The 24474-nt window shown below is 73.1% G+C and carries 24 protein-coding genes; 7 read left to right on the top strand and 17 right to left on the bottom strand.

The features are described from left to right. Positions 1–27: 27 nt before the first annotated feature. Positions 28–717, top strand: coding sequence for a phosphotransferase (locus tag ACIBTU_RS21480; RefSeq protein ID WP_399127900.1), 690 nt, complete (start codon positions 28–30; stop codon positions 715–717). A gap of 58 nt (positions 718–775) precedes the next feature. On the opposite strand, the gene argG is transcribed toward ACIBTU_RS21480, so the two are convergent. Then, positions 776–2221, bottom strand: a complete 1446-nt coding sequence (argG, locus tag ACIBTU_RS21475; RefSeq protein ID WP_399127899.1) for an argininosuccinate synthase — start codon at positions 2219–2221, stop codon at positions 776–778. A 172-nt stretch (positions 2222–2393) separates the two neighbouring features. On the opposite strand from argG, the gene ACIBTU_RS21470 reads away from it, so the two are divergent. Together ACIBTU_RS21470 and ACIBTU_RS21465 are read left to right on the top strand one after the other, a co-directional pair. After that, positions 2394–4457: a TPM domain-containing protein gene (locus ACIBTU_RS21470; RefSeq protein WP_399127898.1), complete on the top strand. Its 2064-nt coding sequence runs from the start codon at positions 2394–2396 to the stop codon at positions 4455–4457. Between the two features lie 79 nt (positions 4458–4536). Then, entirely contained in the window at positions 4537–5247 is a 711-nt protein-coding gene (locus ACIBTU_RS21465) for a PspA/IM30 family protein (protein ID WP_399127897.1), read from the top strand. 31 nt (positions 5248–5278) lie between these two features. On the opposite strand, the gene ACIBTU_RS21460 is transcribed toward ACIBTU_RS21465, so the two are convergent. The 6 genes from ACIBTU_RS21460 to ACIBTU_RS21435 all read right to left on the bottom strand — a co-directional run bounded on the left by ACIBTU_RS21460 (position 5279) and on the right by ACIBTU_RS21435 (position 12427). Beyond that, on the bottom strand, positions 5279–7969 hold the full coding sequence (locus ACIBTU_RS21460) for a SpoIIE family protein phosphatase (RefSeq protein ID WP_399127896.1): 2691 nt from the start codon (positions 7967–7969) through the stop codon (positions 5279–5281). A gap of 228 nt (positions 7970–8197) precedes the next feature. Beyond that, entirely contained in the window at positions 8198–8656 is a 459-nt protein-coding gene (locus tag ACIBTU_RS21455) for an ATP-binding protein (RefSeq protein ID WP_399127895.1), read from the bottom strand. Positions 8657–8833: 177 nt separating this feature from the next. Further along, positions 8834–9283 carry a (deoxy)nucleoside triphosphate pyrophosphohydrolase gene (locus ACIBTU_RS21450; RefSeq protein ID WP_399127894.1) on the bottom strand — a complete coding sequence of 150 codons (450 nt, stop codon included), beginning with the start codon at positions 9281–9283 and terminating at the stop codon, positions 8834–8836. 30 nt (positions 9284–9313) lie between these two features. After that, on the bottom strand, positions 9314–9514 hold the full coding sequence (locus ACIBTU_RS21445) for an SPOR domain-containing protein (protein WP_399127893.1): 201 nt from the start codon (positions 9512–9514) through the stop codon (positions 9314–9316). A gap of 253 nt (positions 9515–9767) precedes the next feature. Then, positions 9768–11477 (bottom strand): purine-cytosine permease family protein, encoded by a 1710-nt coding sequence (locus ACIBTU_RS21440; protein WP_399127891.1) that lies wholly within the window; start codon positions 11475–11477, stop codon positions 9768–9770. A gap of 197 nt (positions 11478–11674) precedes the next feature. Next, positions 11675–12427 (bottom strand): GntR family transcriptional regulator, encoded by a 753-nt coding sequence (locus ACIBTU_RS21435; protein ID WP_399127890.1) that lies wholly within the window; start codon positions 12425–12427, stop codon positions 11675–11677. A gap of 229 nt (positions 12428–12656) precedes the next feature. Between ACIBTU_RS21435 and ACIBTU_RS21430 the strand changes: the two genes are divergently transcribed. Next, entirely contained in the window at positions 12657–13766 is a 1110-nt protein-coding gene (locus ACIBTU_RS21430; protein WP_399127888.1) for a threonine synthase, read from the top strand. 235 nt (positions 13767–14001) lie between these two features. On the opposite strand, the gene ACIBTU_RS21425 is transcribed toward ACIBTU_RS21430, so the two are convergent. Next, the gene (locus ACIBTU_RS21425) at positions 14002–14262 is read right to left on the bottom strand and encodes a hypothetical protein (RefSeq protein WP_399127886.1); all 261 of its coding nucleotides are present in this window, start codon (positions 14260–14262) and stop codon (positions 14002–14004) included. A gap of 122 nt (positions 14263–14384) precedes the next feature. On the opposite strand from ACIBTU_RS21425, the gene ACIBTU_RS21420 reads away from it, so the two are divergent. Continuing rightward, positions 14385–14945, top strand: coding sequence for a DinB family protein (locus ACIBTU_RS21420; RefSeq protein ID WP_399127885.1), 561 nt, complete (start codon positions 14385–14387; stop codon positions 14943–14945). Positions 14946–15022: 77 nt separating this feature from the next. Next, a complete protein-coding gene (locus ACIBTU_RS21415; RefSeq protein ID WP_399127884.1) occupies positions 15023–15718 on the top strand; it encodes a DUF2993 domain-containing protein in 696 nt (231 codons plus the stop codon). Between the two features lie 14 nt (positions 15719–15732). Here ACIBTU_RS21415 and ACIBTU_RS21410 read toward each other — a convergent pair whose 3' ends face one another. Genes ACIBTU_RS21410 through pcaH form a run of 9 tightly spaced genes read right to left on the bottom strand, consistent with a single transcriptional unit; the run spans position 15733 to position 23477 of the window. Next, positions 15733–16407 carry a 3-oxoacid CoA-transferase subunit B gene (locus ACIBTU_RS21410; RefSeq protein ID WP_399127883.1) on the bottom strand — a complete coding sequence of 225 codons (675 nt, stop codon included), beginning with the start codon at positions 16405–16407 and terminating at the stop codon, positions 15733–15735. Next, positions 16404–17099, bottom strand: a complete 696-nt coding sequence (locus ACIBTU_RS21405) for a 3-oxoacid CoA-transferase subunit A (RefSeq protein ID WP_399127882.1) — start codon at positions 17097–17099, stop codon at positions 16404–16406. Before ACIBTU_RS21405 ends, ACIBTU_RS21410 begins: the two co-directional genes overlap by 4 nt. Then, complete coding sequence (locus tag ACIBTU_RS21400) at positions 17096–18292, bottom strand: thiolase family protein (protein WP_399127881.1); 1197 nt, start codon at positions 18290–18292, stop codon at positions 17096–17098. The genes ACIBTU_RS21405 and ACIBTU_RS21400 overlap by 4 nt, the downstream gene beginning before the upstream one ends. Next, positions 18289–19485 carry a 4-hydroxybenzoate 3-monooxygenase gene (locus tag ACIBTU_RS21395; protein WP_399127880.1) on the bottom strand — a complete coding sequence of 399 codons (1197 nt, stop codon included), beginning with the start codon at positions 19483–19485 and terminating at the stop codon, positions 18289–18291. The genes ACIBTU_RS21400 and ACIBTU_RS21395 overlap by 4 nt, the downstream gene beginning before the upstream one ends. Then, positions 19482–19868, bottom strand: a complete 387-nt coding sequence (gene pcaC / locus ACIBTU_RS21390; protein WP_399127879.1) for a 4-carboxymuconolactone decarboxylase — start codon at positions 19866–19868, stop codon at positions 19482–19484. The genes ACIBTU_RS21395 and pcaC overlap by 4 nt, the downstream gene beginning before the upstream one ends. Beyond that, a complete protein-coding gene (locus ACIBTU_RS21385) occupies positions 19865–20617 on the bottom strand; it encodes an alpha/beta fold hydrolase (RefSeq protein WP_399127878.1) in 753 nt (250 codons plus the stop codon). Before ACIBTU_RS21385 ends, pcaC begins: the two co-directional genes overlap by 4 nt. Then, positions 20610–22163 (bottom strand): lyase family protein, encoded by a 1554-nt coding sequence (locus tag ACIBTU_RS21380; protein ID WP_399127877.1) that lies wholly within the window; start codon positions 22161–22163, stop codon positions 20610–20612. Before ACIBTU_RS21380 ends, ACIBTU_RS21385 begins: the two co-directional genes overlap by 8 nt. After that, the gene (pcaG, locus tag ACIBTU_RS21375; RefSeq protein WP_399127876.1) at positions 22160–22708 is read right to left on the bottom strand and encodes a protocatechuate 3,4-dioxygenase subunit alpha; all 549 of its coding nucleotides are present in this window, start codon (positions 22706–22708) and stop codon (positions 22160–22162) included. The genes ACIBTU_RS21380 and pcaG overlap by 4 nt, the downstream gene beginning before the upstream one ends. Next, the gene (gene pcaH, locus ACIBTU_RS21370; protein ID WP_399127875.1) at positions 22701–23477 is read right to left on the bottom strand and encodes a protocatechuate 3,4-dioxygenase subunit beta; all 777 of its coding nucleotides are present in this window, start codon (positions 23475–23477) and stop codon (positions 22701–22703) included. Before pcaH ends, pcaG begins: the two co-directional genes overlap by 8 nt. A 202-nt stretch (positions 23478–23679) precedes the next feature. Here pcaH and ACIBTU_RS21365 point away from each other — a divergent pair, with 202 nt between their 5' ends. Next, positions 23680–24423 carry an IclR family transcriptional regulator gene (locus tag ACIBTU_RS21365; RefSeq protein ID WP_399127874.1) on the top strand — a complete coding sequence of 248 codons (744 nt, stop codon included), beginning with the start codon at positions 23680–23682 and terminating at the stop codon, positions 24421–24423. Positions 24424–24474 lie beyond the last annotated feature (51 nt).

Genomic DNA, 24474 nt, shown 5'->3' with positions numbered 1-24474 from the left:
CGCAGGGGCTTCGTCGTAGGGGGACGGTTGGAAGATCAGCGCGAACGAGAACTGGTGCTGCTCGGGCGGGGCCGGACCGCCGATGTCTACGCACTCGATCCCGGCTGGGTGCTGCGGCGCTACCGGGACGGGCTCGACGCCCGGCCCGAGGCCGAGGTCATGGGCTATGTGCGCGGCCACGGCTTTCCCGCGCCGCTGATCCGGTCCGACGCGGGGCTCGGGCCCGGCGATCTGGTCATGGAGCGGCTCGACGGTCCTACGCAGGCCGCGCTGCTGTTCCGCGGCGAGCTGGCGCCGGCCGACGCGGGGGCCGAACTCGCCGCGCTGCTGCGCCGGCTGCATGCCGTGCCCGCCCGGGCCGGTGGCCGGGTGCTGCATCTCGATCTGCACCCGGAGAACGTGATCCGCACCGCCGACGGGCCCGTCGTCATCGACTGGGGCACCACGGAGCTGGGCGATCCGGCCCTGGACTGGGCGATGTCGGCGATCGTGCTCGCCGAGGTGTGCCTGCACCCCGACTGGTCGGACGCGGCTCCGGCGCTGCGGGTGGTCCTCTCCGCGCTGCTCGCGGATCCCGCGCCGGGCACGACCGGTCCCGTCCTGGACGAGGCCCGCGCCCGCCGCACGGCGAACCCGACGCTGACCGGCGAGGAGAAGCTCCGGCTCGGCGCGGCGGCGGAGCTGGTGCGCGCGGTGGCGGCGGGCAGCACCCCGTAGGCATGACGAAAGGGGCGCCCCCGGCTGGGGGCGCCCCTTTCGCGCGTACTGCGGCGGATCAGTCCGTGCCGGACTCCATCGCGGCGCGGTCCAGGACCTCGTCCTCGGCGGAGACCTCGCCGCGGGAGGCGATGGCCTCGGCGCCGCCCTCGGGCATCGTGCCGATGAGCTCCGTGACGGCGGCCTGGGCGGCGCCCGAGACGGCGGTGCCCGAGCCGATCAGGCCGAGGCCCGCGTACTGCTCCAGCTTGGCGCGGGAGTCGGCGATGTCCAGGTTCCGCATCGTGAGCTGGCCGATGCGGTCGACCGGGCCGAACGCCGAGTCCTCGGTGCGCTCCATGGAGAGCTTGTCCGGGTGGTAGCTGAACGCGGGGCCGGTCGTGTCGAGGATCGAGTAGTCCTCGCCGCGGCGCAGCCGCAGGGTGACCTCGCCGGTGACGGCGGCGCCGACCCAGCGCTGGAGCGACTCGCGGATCATCAGGGCCTGCGGGTCCAGCCAGCGGCCCTCGTACATCAGCCGGCCGAGGCGGCGGCCCTCGGCGTGGTACTGGGCGAGGGTGTCCTCGTTGTGGATCGCGTTCACCAGGCGCTCGTACGCGATGAACAGGAGGGCCATGCCGGGGGCCTCGTAGATGCCCCGGCTCTTGGCCTCGATGATCCGGTTCTCGATCTGGTCGGACATGCCGAGGCCGTGGCGGCCGCCGATCGCGTTGGCCTCCATCACCAGGTCGACGGGGGAGGCGAACTCCTTGCCGTTGATCGACACGGGGCGGCCCTGCTCGAAGCCGATCACGACGTCCTCGGTCGCGATCTCCACCTCGGGGTCCCAGAAGCGGACGCCCATGATGGGCTGGACCGTCTCCACGCCCGTGTTCAGGTGCTCCAGGGTCTTCGCCTCGTGCGTGGCGCCCCAGATGTTGGCGTCCGTCGAGTACGCCTTCTCCGTGGAGTCCCGGTACGGCAGGTCGTGGGCGACCAGCCACTCGGACATCTCCTTGCGGCCGCCGAGCTCCGTCACGAAGTCGGCGTCGAGCCACGGCTTGTAGATCCGCAGGTTCGGGTTGGCCAGCAGGCCGTAGCGGTAGAACCGCTCGATGTCGTTGCCCTTGAACGTGGAGCCGTCGCCCCAGATCTGGACGTTGTCCTCGAGCATCGCGCGGACCAGCAGCGTGCCGGTGACGGCACGGCCGAGCGGCGTCGTGTTGAAGTACGCGCGGCCGCCGGAGCGGATGTGGAACGCGCCGCAGGTGAGCGCGGCGAGCCCCTCCTCGACCAGCGCCGCCCGGCAGTCGACCAGGCGCGCGACCTCCGCGCCGTAGTTCTTGGCGCGGCCGGGCACCGAGGCGATGTCGGGCTCGTCGTACTGGCCGATGTCGGCGGTGTACGTGCACGGGATGGCGCCCTTGTCGCGCATCCACGCGACGGCGACCGACGTGTCGAGGCCGCCCGAGAAGGCGATGCCGACGCGCTCGCCGGCCGGGAGGGAGGTGAGGACCTTGGACATAGGAAGAGTATGCATCACGATGCATGGTCATGCAAAGGCGTTCCCGCCCTCAATTTCCGCCCGCGACGCCCGTCCCGCGTTTCCGCCCGCGGCTTCCGCCCCACTTTCCACCCCGGCATCCTCAGCATCCCCCCGGTCGCGACGCCCCGCACCCGGACATAACCTCCGAAAGGTGACCTCGCCCATTGCCGCCACAGCCGTGCGGACGGCCGCGGCCGCGCTCCTCGCCCTCCCCTGGCTGCTGCTGCCCGCGGCCCCCGCCCGCGCCGACGACCCGGTCGCCCTCTCCCGCACCGGCCAGGTCACCGACAAGGTGGACGCCCTCGGCGACCGCGACGACGTCACGGCCCGGGCGCTGACCACGCTCGACGACACCCGCGGCATCCAGCTCTTCGTCACCTACGTGCGCGACTTCTCCGGCCGCACCGCACAGGACTGGGCGAACGCGACCGCCGAGAAGAACGGCCTCGGCCTCGACGACGTGCTCCTCGCCGTCGCCACCCACGACCGGCGGTACGCCTTCTCCGTGGACCGGGACGCGCGGCTCACCGACACCCGGCTCCAGGACATCGCCCGGACCGCCGTCGAACCCGCGCTGCGCGAGAACGACTGGGCGGGTGCCGCGATCGGCGCGGCGAACGGTATCGGCGCCGTCGTCGCGGGACAGCCCGTGCCCACCCCGACCCTCACCCCGGGCGCCGCCGACCCCGGCGGCGGGGGCGACGGCGGGACCGGCACCGGCGACCTCGCGCTCCCCCTCATCGCGGTCGGCGCGGCGGGCGCGCTCGCCGCGTACACGTACACCCGGCGCAAGAAGCGGATGAACACCCGCACCACGCCCGCCGGCGGCGCGGTAGCGGGCGGCTGGGGGAAGCCGGCCACCACCTCGCTGCCCGAGCTCGACCGGCAGGCCCGGCATCTGCTCGTCGAGACCGACGACGCGATCCGCACCAGCACCGAGGAACTCGGCTTCGCCACCGCCCAGTTCGGCGAGGAGGCCGTCACCGCCTACGCGGAGGCGCTCGCCGCCGCGCAGAGCGAGCTCACCGCCGCGTTCAGGCTCCGCCAGCAGCTCGACGACGCCTTCCCCGAGGACGACGCCACCAGGCGGCGGATGCTCGACGAGATCATCGCCCGCTGCACCGAGGCGGACCGGCGGCTCGACGCCGAGGCGGAGGGGTTCGACCGGCTGCGCGCCCTGGAGAAGTCCGCGCCCGAGGCCCTGGCCGGCGCCGAGCGGGCCTTCCGCGAACTGACCGCCCGTACCTCCGACGCCCAGGAGACCCTGCGCACGCTCGGCACCCGGTACGCGCCCTCCGCCCTGCTGCCCGTCGCCGGCCATGTCGAGCAGGCCAAGGACCGGCTGGTGTTCGCCACCGCCCAGCTCGGCGAGGCCCGCCAGTACGTGGACCAGGGCGACACCGGCAAGGGCGCCGTCCATCTGCGCGCCGCCGAGGGCGCCGTCGACCAGGCCGGCACCTTCGTCACGGCCGTCGAGCGGCTCGCCCGCGAACTCGCCGAGGCCGACGAGAAGCTGCCCGCCGCGCTCACCGACGCCGAGGCCGACCTCGCCGACGCCCGCGGCCTCCTCGACGGCACCGCCCAGGGCGTCCCCACCGCCGACCTGCGCGGCCGCGTCGCCCGCGCCGAGTCCGTCGTCGCCGGCGTCCGCAAGGAACAAGCGGCCGGTCCCCACGACCCGATCGGCGCCCTGCGCCGCGTCGAGGAGGCCGACTCCGCGCTCGACCGGTCGCTCGCCGCCGCCCGCGCCCGCGAGGCCGGCGCCGAACGCGCCCGCACCCTGCTCGGTCAGGCCCTGCTGACCGCGCGCAGCAGCACCGGCGCCGCCGCCGACTTCCTCACCACGCACCGCGGCGCGATCGGCAGCGAGGCCCGCACGCGGCTCGCCGAGGCCGAGCGCCGGCTCGCGAACGCGGGGGCCGCCGAGTCCACCGACCCCGCCGGCGCGCTCGCCGAGGCCCAGCAGGCCGACGCCCTGGCCCGCCAGGCCCGTTCCCTCGCCGAGCGGGACGTGCGCGCGTACGGGAATCCGTACGGGGGCGGCGGGCGCGGCGGCACCGGCACGGGCGGCGCCGTGCTCGGCGGGATCATCCTCGGCCAGGTCCTGCGGGGCGGCGGCGGAGGCGGATCCGGCGGCGCCTTCGGCGGGGGCGGTCCCGGCAGCTACGGGGGCGGCGGCACCCGGGGCCGGCGCGGCACGGGCGGCCGGTTCTGACCAGCGCACCACGACCGACGACGCACCACGACCGACGGCTCCGCACCACCACTGACGGCTACGCACCAAGGGATCCCAGATGACCAAGCAGACCATCCTCGGCCGGGTCACCCAGCTCGCCAAGGCCAACATCAACGCGCTCCTCGACGGCGCCGAGGACCCGCAGAAGATGCTCGACCAGCTGATCCGCGACTACACGAACAACATCCGTGAGGCCGAGGACGCCGTGTCGACCACGATCGGCCAGCTGCGCCTCGCGGAGCAGGACCACGCGGAGGACGTGGCCGCGGCCGCCGAGTGGGGCGGCAAGGCGCTGGCCGCCAGCCGGAAGGCCGACGAGCTGCGGGCCGCCGGGAGCGCGGCGGAGGCCGACCGCTTCGACGACCTGGCCAAGGTCGCGCTGGGCCGTCAGCTGCGGTCGGAGAAGGAGGCCCGGGACGCCGAGCCGTCGATCGCCACGCAGAGCGAGGTCGTCGGCAAGCTGAAGAGCGGCCTCGAAAGAATGAAGGCCAAGCTGACCGAACTCCAGGCGAAGCGCGACGAGTTGGTGGCCCGCGCCAAGACCGCGCAGGCCCAGAACCAGATGCTGGACGCGGCGCAGAACATCGACATCCTCGACCCGACCAGTGAACTGAGCCGCTTCGAGGACAAGGTGCGCCGCGAGGAGGCGCGGGCGCTGGGCAAGCAGGAACTCGCCGCGTCCTCGCTCGACGCCCAGTTCGAGGAACTCGACGCGCTCGGCGACGCGGCCGAGATCGAGGCCCGGCTCGCCGCCCTCAAGACCACCTGACGCGCCCCGCGCGTCAGGGTCAGAGTCAGAGTCAGAACAGGCTGAGCAGGGCCTCCGTCGGGTCCACGAGCCCCGAGTCGCCGTCGGGCAGCGCCAGTTCGAACCAGACGGTCTTGCCGCGCGGGGTGCGGCGCGAGCCCCAGGCCGCGCTGAGCAGGCCCACGAGCTGCAGCCCGCGCCCGCCCTCGTCCGTGTCCCGGGCGCGGCGCCGGCGCGGCTGCACCAGGCCCGCGTCCCACACCTCGCACACGAGCGTGTGGTCGAGCAGCAGCCGCAGCCTGATCTCGCCCTCGCCGTACCGCAGTGCGTTGGTGACCAGCTCGCTGACCAGCAGTTCCGTCGTGTCGACGAGCGCTTCGAGACCCCAGTCGGTCAGCCGCTCCCGCGTGTACTCGCGGGCCCGGCCCACCGATTTCGGCTCGCGCGGCAGCGTCCAGTCGCCCACGTTCTCCTCCGGCAGGCCCTGGACGCGGGCCATGAGGAGCGCGATGTCGTCCTCGCCGTGGTGCGTGTCGAGGCTGCCGAGGACGTGGTCGCAGATGTCCTCCAGCTCCTCGGAGTGCGTGCGGGCGGCCCCGGTCCCGGACCTGGGCGGCGCGTCGAGCGCCGCGCGGAACGAGGAGAGGCCCTCGTCCAGCGGATGGTCCCGGGACTCGACGAGCCCGTCCGTGTAGAGCGCGAGCAGCGCCCCCTCGGGCAGCTCGACCTCCACCTCCTCGAACGGTTCGCCGCCGACCCCGAGCGGCATGCCCGGCGGCACGTCCAGCATCAGGGCGCCCTCGCCGGGCTCGACGAGGACCGGCGGGAGGTGGCCCGCGTTGGCGAAGGTGCAGCGCCGGGTGACGGAGTCGTAGACCGCGTAGACGCAGGTGGCGAGGTACACCTCGGAGAGGTCGCCGCGCTCCGGGGCGCCGGTTCTGCGGGCCGCTCTGGTCGCCTGCTGGACGCCGCCGGGGGTGCCGAGGCCGCGCGCGATCTCGTCCAGGGCGCTGAGCACCTCGGCCGGTTCGAGGTCGAGCAGGGCCAGCGTGCGGACCGCCGTACGGAGTTCGCCCATGGCGACGGCGGCGCGCAGGCCGCGGCCCATGACGTCGCCGATGACCAGCGCGGTGCGGTGGCCCGGGAGTTCGATGACGTCGAACCAGTCGCCGCCGACCTCCGTCGCCGCGTTGCCCGGCAGGTAGCGGCAGGCGATGTCCAGGCCCGAGGCCTCCGGGTTGTCCGGCGGCAGCAGGGAGCGCTGCAGTATCAGGGCGCGCTCGTGCTCGCGGCGGTACAGGCGGGCGTTGTCGATACAGACCGCGGCGCGCGCGGCCAGCTCCGTGGCGACCGCCCGGTCCCGCTCGCCGAAGGGCTCGCTGCCCTTGGTGCGGGAGAACTGGACGAGGCCGACGACGGTGTCGTGCGCGACCATCGGCACCGCGAGCGTGGAGCGTACGAGGCCGCCCGGCTCGGCGGGCAGCAGCTGGGGGCGTGCGGTGCGCAGGGCGTCCGCACAGGCCGAGTTGAACGCGAAGCGGTGTACCGCGCCCACGTTGACCGGGGCCTCGCTGCCGAGGTCGAGGAACGGGATGTCGGCGACGGCGCTCGCGGCGGCGACCCGGCGCAGCTCGGCGCTGCCGTCGGCGAGCCCGGGCGGCGCCTCGTCGCCCGCGAGCAGGCCCTGGTACAGGTCGACGGAGGCCAGGTCGCAGAAGCCGGGGACGACGATGTCGAGCAGCTCGCGGGCGGTGGTCTCCAGGTCCAGCGAGTTCCCGATGCGGGCGCCCGCCTCGTTCAGGAGCGCCAGGTTGCGGCGGGCGTGGGCGGCCTCGCGGGCTGCGGCGTGCCGGCGTGTGACGTCCGTGACGAGCCCGGCGATCCCGATGGGCCGGCCCGAACCGCTGTGCACGCGGTAGAGGTTGACCGACCAGTGGCGGCGCTCGAGGGAGTCCGGCGCGGTCCCCACGAGCTGCATGTCGGTGACGGCCTCGCCGCTCTCCAGGACCCGGCGCAGCGCGCCCTGCACCCGCTCCGCCTCGTGCCGGGGCAGGTAGTCGTGGACGGTGCGCCCGCGGTGGTCGTCGACGTGACCGCCGAAGACCGCGGTGAAGGTGCGGTTGGCCCGCTGGACCTTGAGGTCGGTGCCGAACAGCAGGAAGCCGAAGGGAGATTGGCCGAATATGGCCTGCGAGGCGGCGAGGTCGGTCTCGATGCGCCGCAGGGTCCGTACGTCGACGACGATGCAGACCGCGGCGCGCTCGCCGGACTCGGTGAGCGTGGGCATGACGTAGACCTCGGCGAGTCCGGTACGGGCCTCGGCGTCGGCCGCGCTCTCGTCCGCGTCGCCGCCCGGCGCACGGAAGGGGACGACGCCGGTCCACTCCCGGCCGTCCAGGATCTCGGCCATCTTGCGGTGGCCGCGCTCGCGCAGGTCGGCGGGGACGAACGCCTCGATGGGGTCCTTGCCGACGGCGTCCTCCGCGGCGACGCCCAGGATCTGCGCGGCGCGCCGGCTCCACTGGTCGATCAGTCCGTCGGGTCCGATGGAGAAGGAGGCGACCTTTATGTAGTCGTAGATCGATCCGGGCGGGCTCGACTGCCAGACATCGGCCTGCGCGGGCTGCCCGGCGCGGCCGGGCTCCGGCCCGCTGCCGCCGCGCGGGGCCGATCCGGCATGCCGCGCCGAGGCCGCGCCCGAGGAAGCCTCGGACGCTCCGGCCTTCGCTGGTATCTCGCTCACGCGAACCGTCCCCTCCAGCTCACCGCGTCCGGCATCGGTCACCGGGGCGGCTGCCCGCAGTATCCAGCACTACGGAGCCGCGCAACACGGTGTTCACGATCACACCATGCTCCCGACGCTTTTTGGCCCGTCGGGACCGACTCTTTCCGTACCCAGGGTCCGGGTGCGCCCACACACGATGCCACGCACCGGCCACCCGCATCCCTCTCCTGACCGATCAGGAGCTGCTCAACCCGGGAGAGTCAGTTCGAACCAGACCGTCTTGCCCGCGTCCTCGGTGCCGCCGGGCTTGGTGCCCCAGCGCCGGGCCACCCCGGCCACCAGCTGCAGGCCGCGGCCGCCCTCGTCGTCGGGGGCGGCGGTGCGGGCGCGGGGCGGGTCGGGCAGCGGGTCGGAGATCTCCACCAGGAGGGTCTCGCCGTCGCCGGCGGGGCGGATCAGGCTGACCCCGATGGGGCCGGAGGCGTACCGCAGGGAGTTGGTGACCAGCTCGCTGACCAGCAGTGCCGTGACGTCCTCGAGGTCGTCCAGGCCCCAGTCCGCGAGCTGGGTACGGACCGCCCAGCGGGCTTTGCGCACGGCCGACGGATCGGCGGGGAAAGCCCACTCGGCACGGTCGCCTTCGGTGTGGAGCACCCAGACCACTTCCCTGCCCCGCGACGAATCCCGCCCGACTGCAGCGGGCATACCCAGACCATCCGAAGAAACCCGAAGAAACTCGAAGAAGTCAGGAGAAACACGAAGAAGTCAGGAGAACTCAAAACAACTGCGAACATCTCCGAACGACACCGGATGATCCCGGACGACTCCGGATAACCCAGACAACACGGATATACCCGAACTGTGCCGGATGCTATCGCGTCGTCACCGCTCGCGCACCGCGTCCGCCCCGGGGTCCGCCGCCCCGGGGGTCTCCACCAGGGCTTCCTTCAGGGCCGCCGCCACCGCGGGCACGTCCTGGTCCAGCCAGTCCACCGACCACACCTCGTCCGGCTCCAGCCAGCGCAGGGCGTCGTGGTCCTCCAGCGGCTCCGGCTCGCCGGACAGCAGCCGGGTGCGCCACACCCGCAGGACGTACCCCGGCTTCAGCGGCCACTCCCCGGGCACCCGCGCGACCGGCTCCGCCGCCACCCCGAGCTCCTCGCGCAGCTCACGCACGAGCGCGCGCTCCGGGGGCTCGCCCGGCTCCACCTTGCCCCCGGGAAGCTCCCAGCGGCCGGCCAGCTCGGGGGGCGCACTCCGTCGCGCGGCGAGCAGCCGGCCCGCGGAGTCGTACAGGGCGGCGGCGACCACCACCACGGGAATGTCCGTCATGGGGTGGAGCCTACGGGCGCCTCGGCCCGGTCAGTTCACCGTGCCGGTCGACCCCGAGCCGCTCTGGCCCAGGAGCTCCACCCAGTACAGCTGCTTGTGCCCGCGCTCGTCGAGGCTGTCGGCGATGCTCTCGGCTTCCGCCCTGGTGGCGTACCGGCCGACGCGGTAGCGGTTGCCGTTGTCGTCCTGGCGGATGACCTGCCACGGCAGCGTGGTCGTGCCGTCACTCATCGCGCCCCTCCGCTCTCCGACTCCGGCTCGCATCGCGCCCCGCCCCCTAAGCATCCCGATGAGCATCCCGAGGAAACCGCATTCCGCATATGCCCGAGCGTACGCCTGACCTTTACGGAGCGGATACGGAATGGCACAAAGAGATACGCGGCAAGCCACCGACCGGCCAAGACACGGCACAACGGTGGGGGGCGCGTTCGTCTGAACGCGCCCCCCACCCCTCAGCCGGCCCGCTGCCGGCCGGCCGTCCCGCTCAGCCCGCGCGCACCGTCGGCACCGGCAGCAGCACCGGCTCTCCCGTCGGCGCCTTCGTGCACACGTCGCCGCAGGTGGCGTCCAGGGAGCAGCACAGCGAGCAGATCGGACCGGCCTGCACCGGGCAGTCCGCGATGTCCGGCAGCTCGTACGCCGTCTCGCACACTCCGCACACGTGCGTCGCCGTCACGTCCTCGACCACCGCGTCCGGGCCGTTCACCGGGTTCGGCCGGGCCAGGTAGTAGCGCCCCTTCGTGGCCCACGCGATCAGCGGGCACAGCACCAGCGCGAGGCCCGCCGCGATGAACGTGGAGAACGCCTGCGGGTACTCCCCGAACAGTCCGAAGAACGCCAGGATCGACACCGTCGACGCGATCACCATCGAGCCGAACCCGGCCGGGTTCACCGCGTACAGGTAGGCCCGCTTGAACTCGATGTACTTCGGGCTCCAGCCCGCGCGCTTGTTGATGACGAGGTCCGCCGCGACCGCCGCGATCCACGCGATGCCCACGTTCGAGTAGAAGCCCAGCAGCTTGTTCAGCGCCGCGAACATGTTCATCTCCATCAGCGTCAGCGCGATGGCGAGGTTCAGGAAGATGTACCAGACCCGGCCCGGGTGCCGGTGCGTCACCCGGGAGAAGAAGTTCGACCACGACAGGGAGCCGCTGTACGCGTTCGTCACGTTGATCTTGATCTGCGACACGACGACGAACAGGGCCGCGACCGGCAGCGCCACCGAACCCAGCCACGGCTTCAGCGCCTCGACCTGCGGCGCGATCGGCTCCAGCGCGTGCGTCCGCCCGACCGCCTCCAGTGCCACGAACGCGAGCAGCGCGCCGCCGAGCTGCTTCGCCGCGCCGATCACGACCCAGCCCGGGCCCGCCGCGAGAACGGCCAGATTCCATCGCTTCCTGTTGGCCTCCGTCTTCGCCGGCATGAAGCGCAGATAGTCCGCCTGCTCCCCGATCTGCGCGATCAGCGACAGCGCGACCCCGGTGCCGAGCCCGAAGCCCAGCCAGTCGAAGCCGCTGCCCGCGCCCTCGGTCCCGCCGAAGTGCGTGAACGCCGAGAACGAGCCCGGCGACTCGAAGGCCAGCACCACGAACGGCAGCACCAGCCCGATCAGCCACACCGGCTGCGTCCACGCCTGCACCTTCGCCAGCGCGCCCATCCCCCGGAACACGATCGGGATCACGATCAGCGTCGTCAGCAAGTAGCCCACGGGCAACGGCAGTCCGGTCACCTCGTGCATGGCCTGCGCCATGATCGAGCCCTCGAGCGCGAAGAAGATGAACGTGAACGAGGCGTAGATCAGCGAGGTCAGCGTCGACCCGAAGTAGCCGAAGCCGGCGCCCCGCGTGATCAGGTCCATGTCCAGGCCGTACTTCGCACAGGCCCGCGCGATCGGTATACCCGTCAGGAAGATGATCGTCGCCGCGCACAGGATCGAGGCCAGGCCGCTGGTGAACCCGTAGGTGAACACGATCGAGGCGCCGATCGCGAAGTCCGCGAGGTAGGCGATGCCGCCCAGCGCGGTCGAGGCGACCATCGTCGGCGACCAGCGGCGGTACGCGTGCGGGGCGTAGCGCAGCGAGAAGTCCTCGCGGGACTCGTCGGCGGCCAGGCGTGCGTAACTGCGCTTCGGGGGGCGGTCACTGGGCTGCCCGGGCGTCTCCGGGCCTGCGGTGGGCAGAGCGGTCTCGGTCATCGGCGGCTTCCCGTTCGTCCGTCAGTCGGCGGTATACCGGCGGGACCGGTACGCAGACGGAAGGTAGGAGCCGCGCGTGACAGCTCGGCGCCGTGCGGGATTGCCGGGCGGTTACGGGAGGCCCGGCCGGGTTAACTCCCTGTCACACGAGGCGGACCGGGGCGTCCGGCTATCGGGCGCCCCCTCGCTCGCGCCCGCTATTTCACGGGCAGGTGGTACGCGATCCGGTAGCGGTCCGCCGGGACCACCACGTCCGCCGTCTCCACCGGTCTGCCCGACGCGTAGAAGGTCCGGCTGATGACCAGGACGACGTGGCCCGGCACGCCGCCGAGTGCGCTCAGCTCCTCGGCCAGGCCGGGGCGGGCGGCCACTTCCTCCGTCACGTTGTCCACGATCACGTCGATCGCCGCCATCCGGTCCACGACGCCGCAGCCGCCGAGCGGGCCCTCCTCCGGGAGCATCACCGGGGTGCGGCCCGTGACGGTCAGCGGCTCCCACGAGGTGGACAGCATCATCGCCTCGCCCGCGTCCCGGTACACGTACTTGGTGCGCATCACGCGGTCCCCGGGCCGCAGCCCCAGGCGCTCCGCGATCGCGACGTCGGCCTCGGCCTGCTCGCTGCGGGACTCCCAGGTGCCGCGCGCGGACGGCTCGGCCTGCTCCTGCCGGAACGGCGTGGAACCGCTCCCGGAGCGGTAGCCGGAGCGGGCCACGCTGCGCGGCACCGGGCGCTCGCGCACGTAGGTGCCCGAGCCCGAACGGCCCTCGACCAGGCCCTCCGCCATCAGGACCTTCCGCGCCTCCAGCGCGACCGTGTCCGAGACCCCGTACTCCTCGCGGATCTTGGCCTGCGACGGGAGCCGGGTGTGCGGCGCCAGCGAGCCATTGACGATCTTCTTGCGGAGATCACCCGCGACGCGCAGGTAGGCCGGCTGCTCACCGAATGTCACTGGTTTTCCCCCTCGGATCCCAATCTGATTGACAGACAGCGACAGCCTGGCAACCGTGGGTTGAGCCGTGCAAGCAAAGGCCAAAGAATCACTCGAAGTGATGACTTGAGGGTGCTCAACCCTTCACGCAGCGACTTTCTCCAGGTAGTGCATGTTTCACACATCGAATCCCGAGTCGCATGCGCGTGCGGGCTCCAGGCGGAAAGGCACCGCCGCCTAATCTCTCCCCATGACCGCGCTGCCTGACCGCTACTGTTCCGTCGACGGGACCCGGGTGCCCGCCGCCTCGCTCGACTGGTGCTGTCCCGTGTGCCGAGGCCCGCTGGATCTCGACTACGCCCCCACTCCGGCGCCCCTCAAGTCCCTCGCCGGACGGCCGAATTCCCTGTGGCGCTACGCCGAGTGCCTGCCCCTCCCGACACCGGACTGCACGCTCGGCGAGGGCCGCACTCCGGTCGTTCCGCTCTCGAACGCGGTCTCGGCCAAGCTGGACTTCCTGATGCCGACGCTGTCGTTCAAGGACCGCGGCGCCGTCATGCTCGCCGCCCTCGCCGCCCGCCTGCGCCCCGAGCGGGTGATCGCCGACAGCAGCGGCAACGCGGGCACCGCCGTCGCCGCCTACTGCGCCCGCGCCCGACTGCCCTGCACCGTCTACGTCCCCGAGGGCACGTCACCGAAGAAGCTGGAGCAGATCGGCGCGCACGGGGCCCGTCTCGAGATCGTCCCCGGGGACCGCGAGGCGACGGCGCGGGCCGCACGCGAGGCCGCGGACGAGCCGGGCGTCTTCTACGCCAGCCATGTCTACAACCCGTACTTCCTGCACGGCACGAAGACGTACGTCCACGAGCTCTGGGAGGACCTCGGCGGCCGCCTGCCCGACGTGCTCGTCGTCCCCGTCGGCAACGGAACCCTGCTCCTGGGCGCCGCGCTCGCCGTCCAGGAGCTGCACAGCGCGGGCCTGATCGACCGCCGCCCGGCCCTGCACGCCGTACAGGCCGCGGCCGTCTCCCCGCTCGCCGACGCCTGGCGCGCCGGCGCCGACGACCTCCTCTCCATCCCCCCGCAGGCCCCGACCTTCGCCGAGGGCATCGCCATCCCGAACCCGCCCAGGGCCCGCCAGATCCTCCGCGCCGTACGGGAGTCGGGCGGCGCCTTCCACACCGTCACCGAGGACCAGATCCGCCACGCCCAGCTGGACCTGGCCTCCCAGGGCCTCTACGTGGAGTCCACGGGCGTGGCCTGCTGGGCGGCTGCCCGCGAGACGATCCCCCTCGAGAACCGCACCGCGGTGGTCCCCCTGTGCGGCGCCGGCCTGAAGACGGGCCTGGCGACGACCTAGGCGACGAAGCCGGATCCGGCCCGCAGACACGTACGAGACGGCAGGGACCGCACGGGGCATGTGCGCGCGCAGCACCGAGCCCAGGCTTCCCCGCACCGTGAGGGCCGCGGTGCCTCCGAGATGGCGAGCACGGACATGCCCCGTGCGGTCCCGGACCCGCCCCGACACCTGTAGGGACGATCGGAAAGCCGCCAAAGGCCCCCGGAGGGCCACCCTCCCTTCAAGCGCCCCCCGGTCACAGCTCCTGGACGTACCGCTTGGCCAGCCGCAGGGGGACACTCGGATGCCCGTCCCGCACGGCCTTGATCGCGGCGACGTCCCCGCGCTCGCGGCGCACGGTGCGGACCCGCCCCTCGTCGACCTCGCGCCGGAAACCCTCGTAGGTGCCGTAGGTCTGCCGGAACACCGTCTGCCGCTTCCTCGTCGAGCGCTCGGCAGAGGCGACCACGGCCCCGGCGACCACGAGGAAGAGCGCCACTTCCATGCTTTCGATCACGAACGTCCCCCCGTTCCCCCGCCCGGACGAGCGGGCACATATCGATCAACCTACCTCCGTACGCAGGGCGTTCGGCCGTAAACCGGTCGCGGCGGTCGCACGGCGCGGGTGACGATGAGCGGATGACCGAGGCATCCGAACGATGGACCCAGGCGACCGTCTACCCCGACATGTGGGCGGACCCGGACGACGACCCGCGCAACAGCGAGGGCCCGTCGCCGGACGGCGAGCTGGCGACGCTGGACGACTTCCTGACCAACTACCGACTGACCCTCAAGATGAAGTGCGAGGGCCTGAGCCCGGAGCAGCTGTCGCGCCGCTCGGTGCCGCCGTCGACGATGTCGCTGCTCGGCCTGTTGCGTCACCTCGCGGAGTGCGAGCGGGACTGGCAGAACTGGATCACGGACGGCGATCCACAACCAAGCCTGTACGGCGAGAACGACGGGGACTTCGAGGGAGCGGTGGCGGACCGGGCGGTGGTGGACGCGGCGTACGCCGACCTGGAGCGGGAGCAGGCGGCGATGGACGCGGAGCTGGCCCGGCACCCGGATCTGGGCACACGCCTCGGCAAGCACGCCACGTCCGTACGGGAGTTGATGGTGCACCGGATCGAGGAGTACGCGCGGCACTGCGGCCACGCGGATCTGCTGCGGGAGTGCGTCGACGGCCGCGTCGGCCAGTAGGGAACCGTGATCAAGACGTTGCACGAAGTGTGACGCCGGTCACGGCTGTCTGGTCTAGGCCTTGCTGAGGTGGCCGGATGCGCACACTACGAAGACTCGTGATCGCGGCCGTCGTCCTCGTGGCCGTGGGAGTGGGAGCCGACCGGCTCGCCGTCCACGTCCTCGAGGGCAAGGCCGCGGACAAGCTGGCTGCGTCGATCGGCCTGGCCGCCTCACCGGACGTGTCCATCAAGGGGTTCCCCTTCCTCACCCAGATCGCCTCGGGCGGCCTCGACGAGATCGACGCGTCGATCGACTCCTACGAGGCGACGGTGCCCGGCGGCAGCACGGCCCGCCTCGACGACCTCGAACTCCGTCTTCAGGACGTGGAGTTCACCAACGGCTTCTCGGCGGCGAAGGCCCGCACCGCGACGGGCACCGCGCTGATCCCGTACGACCAGCTGCTGAAGGCGGCCGCGTCCGACCAGGGTTCGGGCGCCCGCGTCACCCGCCTGTCCGACGGCGGAAACGGCCGGATGAAGGTGGAGGTGACCCGGGACGACCGGACCTACTCCGTGCTGAGCACGGTGGAGGTCACCGGCACCACGATCCGGGTCCGCGCCGAGAAGCTCCCGGAGGCGGAGGGTGTCTCGGAGGACCAGATCCGCTCGGTGACCGACTTCCAGCAGTCGATCACCCGTCTCCCGCGCGGCGTCTCGCTGCAGGACGCGACGCCGCTCCCGGACGGCCTCCAGCTCGCCGTGGGCGGCACCGACGTCCCGGTGAGCGGCTGAGGCACCGGCGGGGGTCAGCCGCGCAGCAGGGGGAAGCCGAGCCGTTCGCTCAGTTCGTCGGCCCCCGCTCCCCAGGTCTCGCGGACGAGGACGCCGCCGTCGGGGCGGCCCACGTCGAAGACGCCGTGGTCGGTGTAGACGCGGTCGACGCAGCGGACCCCGGTGAGCGGGTAGGTGCAGTCCGGGACGAGTTTCGGGGTGCCGTCCTTGCCGAAGAGGGCCATCATCACGAAGACCTGCTTGGCGCCGATCGCGAGGTCCATGGCGCCGCCGACGGCGGGGATCGCTCCGGGCTTCCCGGTGTGCCAGTTGGCCAGGTCGCCGTTGACGGCGACCTGGTAGGCGCCGAGGACGCAGACGTCGAGGTGGCCGCCGCGCATCATGGCGAAGGAGTCGGCGTGGTGGAAGTAGGAGGCGCCGGGCAGGGCGGTGACCGGCACCTTTCCGGCGTTGGTGAGGTCGGGGTCGATCTCGTCGCCGCGGGCGGCGGGGCCCATGCCGAGCATGCCGTTCTCGGTGTGCAGGACGACGCCGCGCTCGGGCGGCAGATGGTCGCCGATCTTGGTGGGCTGTCCGATGCCGAGGTTGACGAACGCGCCCTCGGGAATGTCGCGGCCGATCACGGCGGCGAGTTCGGTCATGGACAGCGGGCCGCGGTCGGTGTGTTCGGTGGTCATCGTGCGGGTCATCGTGCCCCCTGGACGGTGTAGCGCTGCGCCGCGACCTGGACGACCCGGTCGACGTAGATGGAGGGCGTGACGACGGCCTCGGGGTCGAGGACGCCGGTGTCGACGACCTCGTCGACCTGGACGATCGTGGTGGTGGCCGCGGTGGCCATGACCGGCCCGAAGTTGCGCGCCGTCTTGTTGTAGACGAGGTTGCCGAGCCCGTCGGAGCGGTGCGCGGCGATGAGCGCGTAGTCGCCCTTGATCGGGTACTCGAGGAGGTACTCGCGCCCGTCGATGGTGCGGGACTCCCGGCCCTCGGCGAGCGGCGTGCCGACGGCGGTCGGGCAGTAGAAGGCGCCGATGCCGGCTCCGGCCGCCCGCATCCGCTCGGCGAGGTTGCCCTGCGGGACGACTTCGAGTTCGAGGCGGCCGGAGAGGTAGAGCTCGTCGAAGACGTACGAGTCGACCTGGCGGGGGAAGGAGCAGACGACCTTGCGGACGCGGCCGGCCTTGAGGAGTGCGGCGAGGCCGACGTCGCCGTTCCCGGCGTTGTTGGCGACGACGGTGAGGTCACGGGCGCCCTGCCGGATGAGGGCGTCGATGAGGGCGAAGGGCATGCCGGCGAGGCCGAATCCGCCGACGAGGACGGTGGATCCGTCCTCGATGCCGGCGACGGCCGCGTCGGTCGTGTCGAGCAGCTGCGTGCGGCTCATCGTCCGGCCTCCAGGTTCTGCGGGTTCTCCAGGACGACGGCGAGGGCCTGGCCCACGCCGATGCAGATGGCGGCGACGCCCCAGCGCTCGCCGCGTTCTCGGAGCACGGCCGCGAGGGTGCCGACGAGGCGGCCGCCGGAGGCGCCGAGCGGGTGCCCGAGGGCGATGGCGCCGCCGCGCCGGTTGACGAGCTCCGGGTCGATCTTCCAGGCGTCGACGCAGGCCAGCGACTGGACGGCGAAGGCCTCGTTGAGTTCGACGGCGCCGACGTCGGACCAGCCGATGCCGGCGCGGGCCAGCGCGGCCTCGGCCGCGGCGACGGGTGCGAAGCCGAAGGACTGCGGTTCCAGCGCGCGGGCGGCGCGGCCGGCGATCCGGGCGAGCGGGGCGGCGCCGATGGTGTCGGCGGCGGCCTCGGAGCCGAGGAGGACGGCGGAGGCGCCGTCGCTGAGCGGGGAGGCGTTGCCGGCGGTGATGGTGCCGTGGTCGCGGAAGACGGGGCGCAGGGCGGCGAGCTTGTCGGGGGTGCTGCCGGGGCGGATGCCTTCGTCGCGGGTGAGGTCGGTGCCGTCGACGGGGGCGACGAGGTCGTCGTAGAACCCGTCCTCCCAGGCCTGGTGGGCCAGTTGGTGGGAGCGGGCGGCGAAGGCGTCCTGGCGTTCGCGGGAGATGCCGAAGCGTTCCTGGAGCTGTTCGTTGGCCTCGCCCAGGCTGACGGTCCACTCCTTCGGCATCTTCGGGTTCACCAGGCGCCAGCCGAGCGTGGTCGAGACGGCGGCGGTGTCGCCGGCGGGGAAGGCGCGGTCGGGCTTGGGCAGGACCCAGGGGGCGCGGGTCATGGACTCGACGCCGCCGGTGAGGACGAGGTCGGCGTCGCCGGTCTCGATGGTGCGGGAGCCGGCCATGACGGCGTCGAGGCTGGAGCCGCAGAGCCGGTTGACGGTGGTCGCGGGGACGCCGACGGGGAGGCCCGCGAGGAGCGCGGCCATGCGTCCCACGTTGCGGTTGTCCTCGCCGGCGCCGTTGGCGTTGCCCCAGACGATGTCGCCGAGGGCGGCGGGGTCGAGGCCGGGGGTGCGGGCGAGGAGGGCGGAGATCACGGCCGCGCCGAGGTCGTCGGGCCGGACGCCGGCGAGGCCGCCGTTGAAGCGGCCGAAGGGGGTGCGGACGGCCGCGTAGACGTAGGAGTTCATCGGGGGTCACGCTCTCGGGTCGGCCAGCCGGTGTAGCACTCGGCGAGGTAGGTGGAGCCCGCGTCCGAGCCGGTGACGCAGGAGAGTTCGCCGACCTGGCGGCGTGCGTCGAAGTCACTGGCGTCGGGCAGCCGGTGCAGCATGGTGGTCATCCAGTACGAGAAGTGCTGGGCCTTCCAGACGCGTTGGAGGGCGCGCTCGGCGTACTGGTCGAGGGCGTCCTCGGCGCCGTGGCGCAGGTGCCGCTCCAACTGCTCGGCGAGGACGCGGACGTCGGCGAGGGCGAGGTTGAGGCCCTTGGCGCCGGTGGGCGGGACGGTGTGGGCGGCGTCGCCGGCGAGGACGAGGTTGCCGTGGCGCAGGGGTTCCTGGACGAAGCTGCGGAAGGGCAGGACGACCTTGGAGGTGATCGGCCCTTCCTTGAGGGTGTAGCCGTTGGCGCCGACGCGCTGCTGGAGCTCCGCCCAGATCCGGTCCTCGGACCAGTCGTCGACGTTCTCGGCCGGGTCGCACTGGAAGTACATCCGCTGGAGCGTCTCGGTGCGCTGGCTGATGAGGGCGAAGCCGCGTTCGGAGTGGTTGTAGATGAGTTCCTCGCTGGAGGGCGGGGCCTCGCAGAGGATGCCGAACCAGGCGAAGGGGTACTCGCGGAAGTACTGGCGGCGCTGATCCTCCGGGAACGCGTGGCGGCAGATGCTGCGCGAGCCGTCGGAGCCGACGAGGATCCGCGCGGAGATCTCGTGCCGGGCGCCGTCGGCGTCGGTGAACCGCATGAGCGGGCGGTCGCCGGTGATGTCGTCGACGCTGACGTCGCTGACGCCGAACCGGACGTCGCCGCCGTCGCGTTCGCGTGCGTCGGCGAGGTCGATGAAGACGTCGGTCTGCGGGTAGAGCTGGACGGTGGCGCCGTTCAGGGCCTCGAAGTCGACGCGGTGGCCGCCGCCGCCGAAGGCGAGGTCGATACCGGCGTGCCGGGAGCCCTCGCGCAGGACGCGGTCGCTCACGCCGGTCTCGACGAGCATCCGGACGCTGTCCTGTTCGAGGATGCCCGCGCGGTGGGTCTCCTCTATCTCCCGGCGGCTGCGTATGTCGATCGCGACGGAGTCGATGCCGGCCCGCTGGAGCAGGTGGGCGAGCATCAGCCCGGCGGGTCCGGCGCCCACGATGGCGACCTCGGTGGTGCTGCGGTTCATCCCTGCTCCTGCTGGTCGAGGTCGTCGAGGACCTGCTGGGCGACGGCGAAGCCGTGGTTGGCGGCGGGGACGCCGCAGTAGATCGCCGACTGGAGGATCACTTCGGCGATCTCGTCGTCAGTCAGGCCGTTGGTGCGCGCGGCGCGGACGTGCATCGCGAACTCGCCCCAGTGGCCGAGGGCGAGCATCGCGGTGAGCACGGCGACCGAACGGGCCTTGCGGTCCAGGCCGGGCCGCGCCCACACGCTGCCCCACGCGTAGCTGGTGATCAGCTCCTGGAAGGGCTGGGTGAAGGGGGTCTTGGCGGCTTCGGCACGGTCGACGTGCGGATCGCCGAGGACCTCGCGGCGGACCCGCATGCCGTCGTCGTACGGGTTGTTCATCGCTGCTCCCCGCTCAGATGGGTCGTCAGGAGACGGGCCGTGGCGGCCGGGTCCTCGGCGGGCGGCAGGTGCGCGACGCCGTCGAGCACGACGTCGACCTGGTCCGGGGTGACGACGGTGTCGTGGGCTCCGCCGGCCACGAGGGGCGGCACCTTCGCGGAGGTGAGCCGGTCGCGGACGTCGTACGTGGCGAGGGCCTCGCAGGCGAGGGCGTACGAGGCGTCGTCGACGTGCTGGAGCGCGAGGAGCAGTCCGCACCCGGTGACGGGGTCGCGGGCGAAGAACCCGGGGGCGAACCAGCGGGTGGCGGAGCCTTCGACCATGGCGGCGGTGCCCGCGCGGCGGACGTACGCGGCGCGCTCCCGCCAGCCCTCGGGCGTACCGATCCTCGGCGCCGAGGCGAGGGTGACGATCGCGTCGAAGGGGCCGGGTTCGAGGGCGAGGGTGAAGCCGACGGCGCCGCCGAGGGAGACGCCCGCGTAGGCGGCGCGGCGTCCGGCGGCGAGCTCGGCGGACCGGGTGCGGACGGCGGCGGCCAGCTCGTCGACGGTGAAGGCGTGGGTGGCGGGCGGGCTCGCGCCGTGGCCGGGCAGATCCCAGCCGACCACCTGCCAGTCCGGGGGCAGGAGCTTGGCGCAGTCGGACCAGAGGCCGGCGACACCGGTGCCGAGCGAGGGCCCGAGGACCAGCAGGTGCGCGGCACTCTCGTCGCCGGCGAGCCGGGTGAGGACGAGGTTCGGTTCAGTCACGCTGTGCCTCCCAGGCGGCGACGGCGGCGTCCACAAGAGCTCCGGCTTCGCCGAGGTAGGCGCGGATGTCGGGGGTGGCGGGGGTGTGGGGGGCGGTGGGGGTGTCCGGTTCGGCGGGGCCGTCGGGTTCGGCGGGGCCGTCGGGTTCGGCGGGGCCGTCGGGTTCGGCAGGGCCGCCCAGTTCGGCGGAGCCGCCCGGTTCCGCGGCGCTGTCCGGGGCGGGGCTGTCCGGTTCGTGGGAGGCGCGCGCGTCCGGTTCGTGGGAGAGGCCGCGTTCGGCGGGGCCGCCCTGCTCGGCGAGGCTGTCCGGTTCGGCAGAGCTGTCCGGTTCGTGGGAGCCGCCGCGTTCGGCAGAGCCACCCGGCTCCGCAGGGCCGCCCGGTTCGCGGGAGACACCGCGTTCAGCAGGGCCTCCCTGCTCGGCGGAGCCGCCCCGTTCGCGAGAGACGCCGCGTTCGGCGAGCAGGTCCGGCGCCGCGTACTCGGCGCGGCGGGCCATGGTGGCGGTGTCGACGTGCAGGCCGGCGACGAGTTCGGCGGCCTGTCCGCCCGCGGTGACGGCCAGTTCGAGGAGCCGGGCGAGGGCCGGCCACTCGGCGTGCCAGGCGCCGTCGGGGCGTTCGTCGACCGCGCCCGCGGCGGACCGGTGGAGCTGGGCGGCGAGGCCGGGGGCCTGCTGGGCGGCGGCGTGGACGAGCACGGAGAGGACCGGGTTCTTCTTGTGCGGCATCGTCGAGGAGCCGCCGCGTCCGGGGGCGCCCGTCTCGCGGACCTCGGCGGTCTCGGGCCGCCCGAGCAGCAGTACGTCGGCGGCGAGGACGCCGAGCGCGTCGGTGGCGGTGGCCAGCGCGTCGCCGATCGCGGTGACCGGGGTGCGCCGGGTGTGCCAGGGCAGGCCGGCGGGGGCGAGGCCGAGCGCGTCGGCGAACGCGCCGGGCGCCGCCGCGGCTCCCGGTCCGGCGAGGTGGGTGACCAGCGCGCGGGTGCCCGCGGCGCCGCCGTACTGGACGGGGAACCGGAGCGCGTCGAGGCGGGTGACGGCGTCGGCGACCCCGGCGAGCCACTGGGCGGCGCGCAGTCCGAAGGTGGTCGGGACCGCCCACTGGGTGAGGGTCCGGGCGACGGCCACGTCGTCGCGGTGCGTGCGGGCGAGCGCGGCGAGCCGGTCACCGGTGGCGACGAGGTCGGCGCGGAGCCGGGCGACCGCGTCGCGGGCCAGCAGCATCAGCGCGGTGTCGAGGACGTCCTGGCTGGTGAGGCCCCGGTGGACGGCGCCCGAGGCGTCGCCGGCGGCGGCGCGGAGCTGCTTGACGAGGGGGACGACGGGGTTGCCGGCCGCCTCGGCGTCGGCGGCCAGGGCGGTGAGGTCGGGGGCGAGCGTGGCCGCGGCCTCGGCGACCCGCGCCGCCTCGGTGTCCGTGGCGGTCCCGGCGGCGACGAGGGCCCGGGCCCAGGCGGCCTCGACGCTCAGCAGCGCGGCGACCACGGCGGTGTCGTCGGCGACGCCGGCCGCGCGGTGCGCTCCGGGGCGGAGCAGGGCGCTCATGCCGTGTGCCGCGGGTAGTGCAGGAAGACGGTCTCGCGGGCGCCCTGCAGATGGATGTCGAAACGGAGGTGCCCGTCCTCGTCGCGTACGGCCTGGAGGGTGGACCGGTCGGCCTCGGGCAGGCCCGCGAGGAACGTGTCGCTCTCGCCGGGCAGGTAGGCGCGGGTGAAGAGCCGGTCGAGGAGGCCGCGCGCGAAGACGGTGACGGCGAAGAAGGCGGCGCCGCCGTCGGTCCCGGCGGGGACGACGGTGGTGAACGCGTAGCGGCCGCCGGGGTCGGTGGCCGCGCGGCCCCAGCCGGTGAAGCGGCCGTCGCGGTGCAGCGAGCCTTCGACGCGCGGGGTACGGCCGTGGGCGTCGGCCTGCCGGATCTCGATCAGCGCGTCGGGGACGGGGGTGCCGTCACCGTCGTACACGGTGCCGTGCAGCCGGATCGCCCCGGCCGAGCCCGGCGGGACGAGGGCGCTGCCGCCGTCGTACGGGAGGGCGTAGTGGAAGAAGGGTCCGACGGTCTGGCCGGGAGTGGGAGCGAGGGCCTCACTCATGGTCGTCACGCTCCAGGAGGGTCGCGTGGGTGCCGGTCAGCACGATGTCCCAGCGGTAACCGGTGGCCCACTCGTGGGTGGTCAGGTCGTGGTCGTACGCGGCGACCATCCGGTCGCGCGCGGCCGGGTCGGTGACCGACTGGTAGATCGGGTCGAGCGCGAACAGCGGGTCGCCCGGAAAGTACATCTGGGTGACGAGCCGCTGGGTGAACTCCGTGCCGAACAGCGAGAAGTGGATGTGGGCCGGGCGCCAGGCGTTGCGGTGGTTGCGCCACGGGTACGGGCCGGGCTTGATCGTGGTGAAGCGGTAGTACCCGTCGTCGTCGGTGAGGCAGCGGCCGACGCCGGTGAAGTTCGGGTCGATCGGGGCGGGGTGCCGGTCGCCCTTGTGGATGTAACGCCCGGCGGCGTTGGCCTGCCATATCTCGACGAGCTGGCGGCGCACGGGGCGTCCGTCGCCGTCGAGGACCCGGCCGGTGAGCAGCATGCGTTCGCCGACGGGTTCGCCGCCGTGCTGGATGGTGAGGTCGGCCTCGACCGGGTTGACGTCGGTGTGCCCGAAGACGGGGGCCACGAGCTCGATGCCCTCGGGGTCGACGTGGCGCGGGTCCTTGGTGGGATGGCGGAGCAGCGAGCTGCGGTACGGCGCGAAGTCGAGCCGCGGCTGGGCGGATCCGAGGTCGGTCGTGGCGTGGGCCGCGGCGATCTCCGCCGTGATCCGCTCCTGCGGAACCGGCTCGGGAGCTGCGGTGCTGGTGGTCGTCGTCACACCGCCACGCTAGGCACGGCGCGGTGCGGCCGCGACGAAGCCTTTTCACTGAGTGAAAACGAGAGATGATGAGCGGGAGACCGCTCGCGGAACGGAAACGAACGGAATCCGACGGAAAAGGCGAGGCGGGGCAAGGCGGGGCGGCGCGGGGCGGGCCGACACGGAGCAGGTCGAGACGAGGCAAGGCGAGGCGGGTCGAGACATGGCAGGGAACAGCCGGCAGCCGGGCGCCAGCGTGACGGGCCGCGCGCTGTCGATCCTGGGCGCCTTCGACGAGAAGCACCGTTCGTTGTCGCTCAGCGACCTCGCGGCCCGCGCGGACCTGCCGCTGGCCACGACGCACCGCCTCGTGGCCGAGCTCGTCCAGTGGGGCGCGCTGGAGCGCAGGTCCTCGGGCGAGTACGTCATCGGCCGCCGCATGTGGGACATCGGCCATCTGTCGTCGGCGGAGACGGGGCTGCGCCAGGTCGCCGAGCCGTTCCTCCACGACCTGTACGGCGCCACGCTGGCGACCGTGCACCTTGCCGTCCGCGAGGGCACCGACGTGGTCTACCTCGACCGGCTGCGCGGGAACCGGTCGGTCCCGGTCGTGAGCAAGGTCGGCTCGCATCTGCCGCTGTACGCCACCGGGGTCGGCAAGGTCCTCCTCGCGTACGCGCCGCCCGAGGTCCAGCGCGCGGTGCTGGACGAACTCGCCCCCGTCACCCGCCACACCATCGTCCAGCCGGGGGTGCTGCGCCGTCAGTTGCGCCAGGTCCTGGACCGGGGCTACGCCGTCACGGTCGAGGAGATGAGCCTCGGCGCCTGCTCCATCGCCGTGCCGATCCGGCGCGACGAGGAGGTGGTCGCGGCGCTCGGCGTGGTGGTCGCGTCGCTCAAGGGGAGCGAGCAGCGGCTGTACGGGGCGCTCAGGGTGGCCGCGCAGTCGATCGGCCGACGCCTCTGATCAGCCCCTCGGAAGAAAGTCGGCGCAGCCTTCCGCTGGACGGAAGCTGTG

Origin of the sequence: Streptomyces sp. NPDC050145 (assembly GCF_044460245.1) — a bacterium.
Classification (GTDB): Bacteria; Actinomycetota; Actinomycetes; order Streptomycetales; family Streptomycetaceae; genus Streptomyces.
Note: the sequence above shows the minus strand (reverse complement) of the source record. Positions and strands in the feature narration are given on the sequence as shown.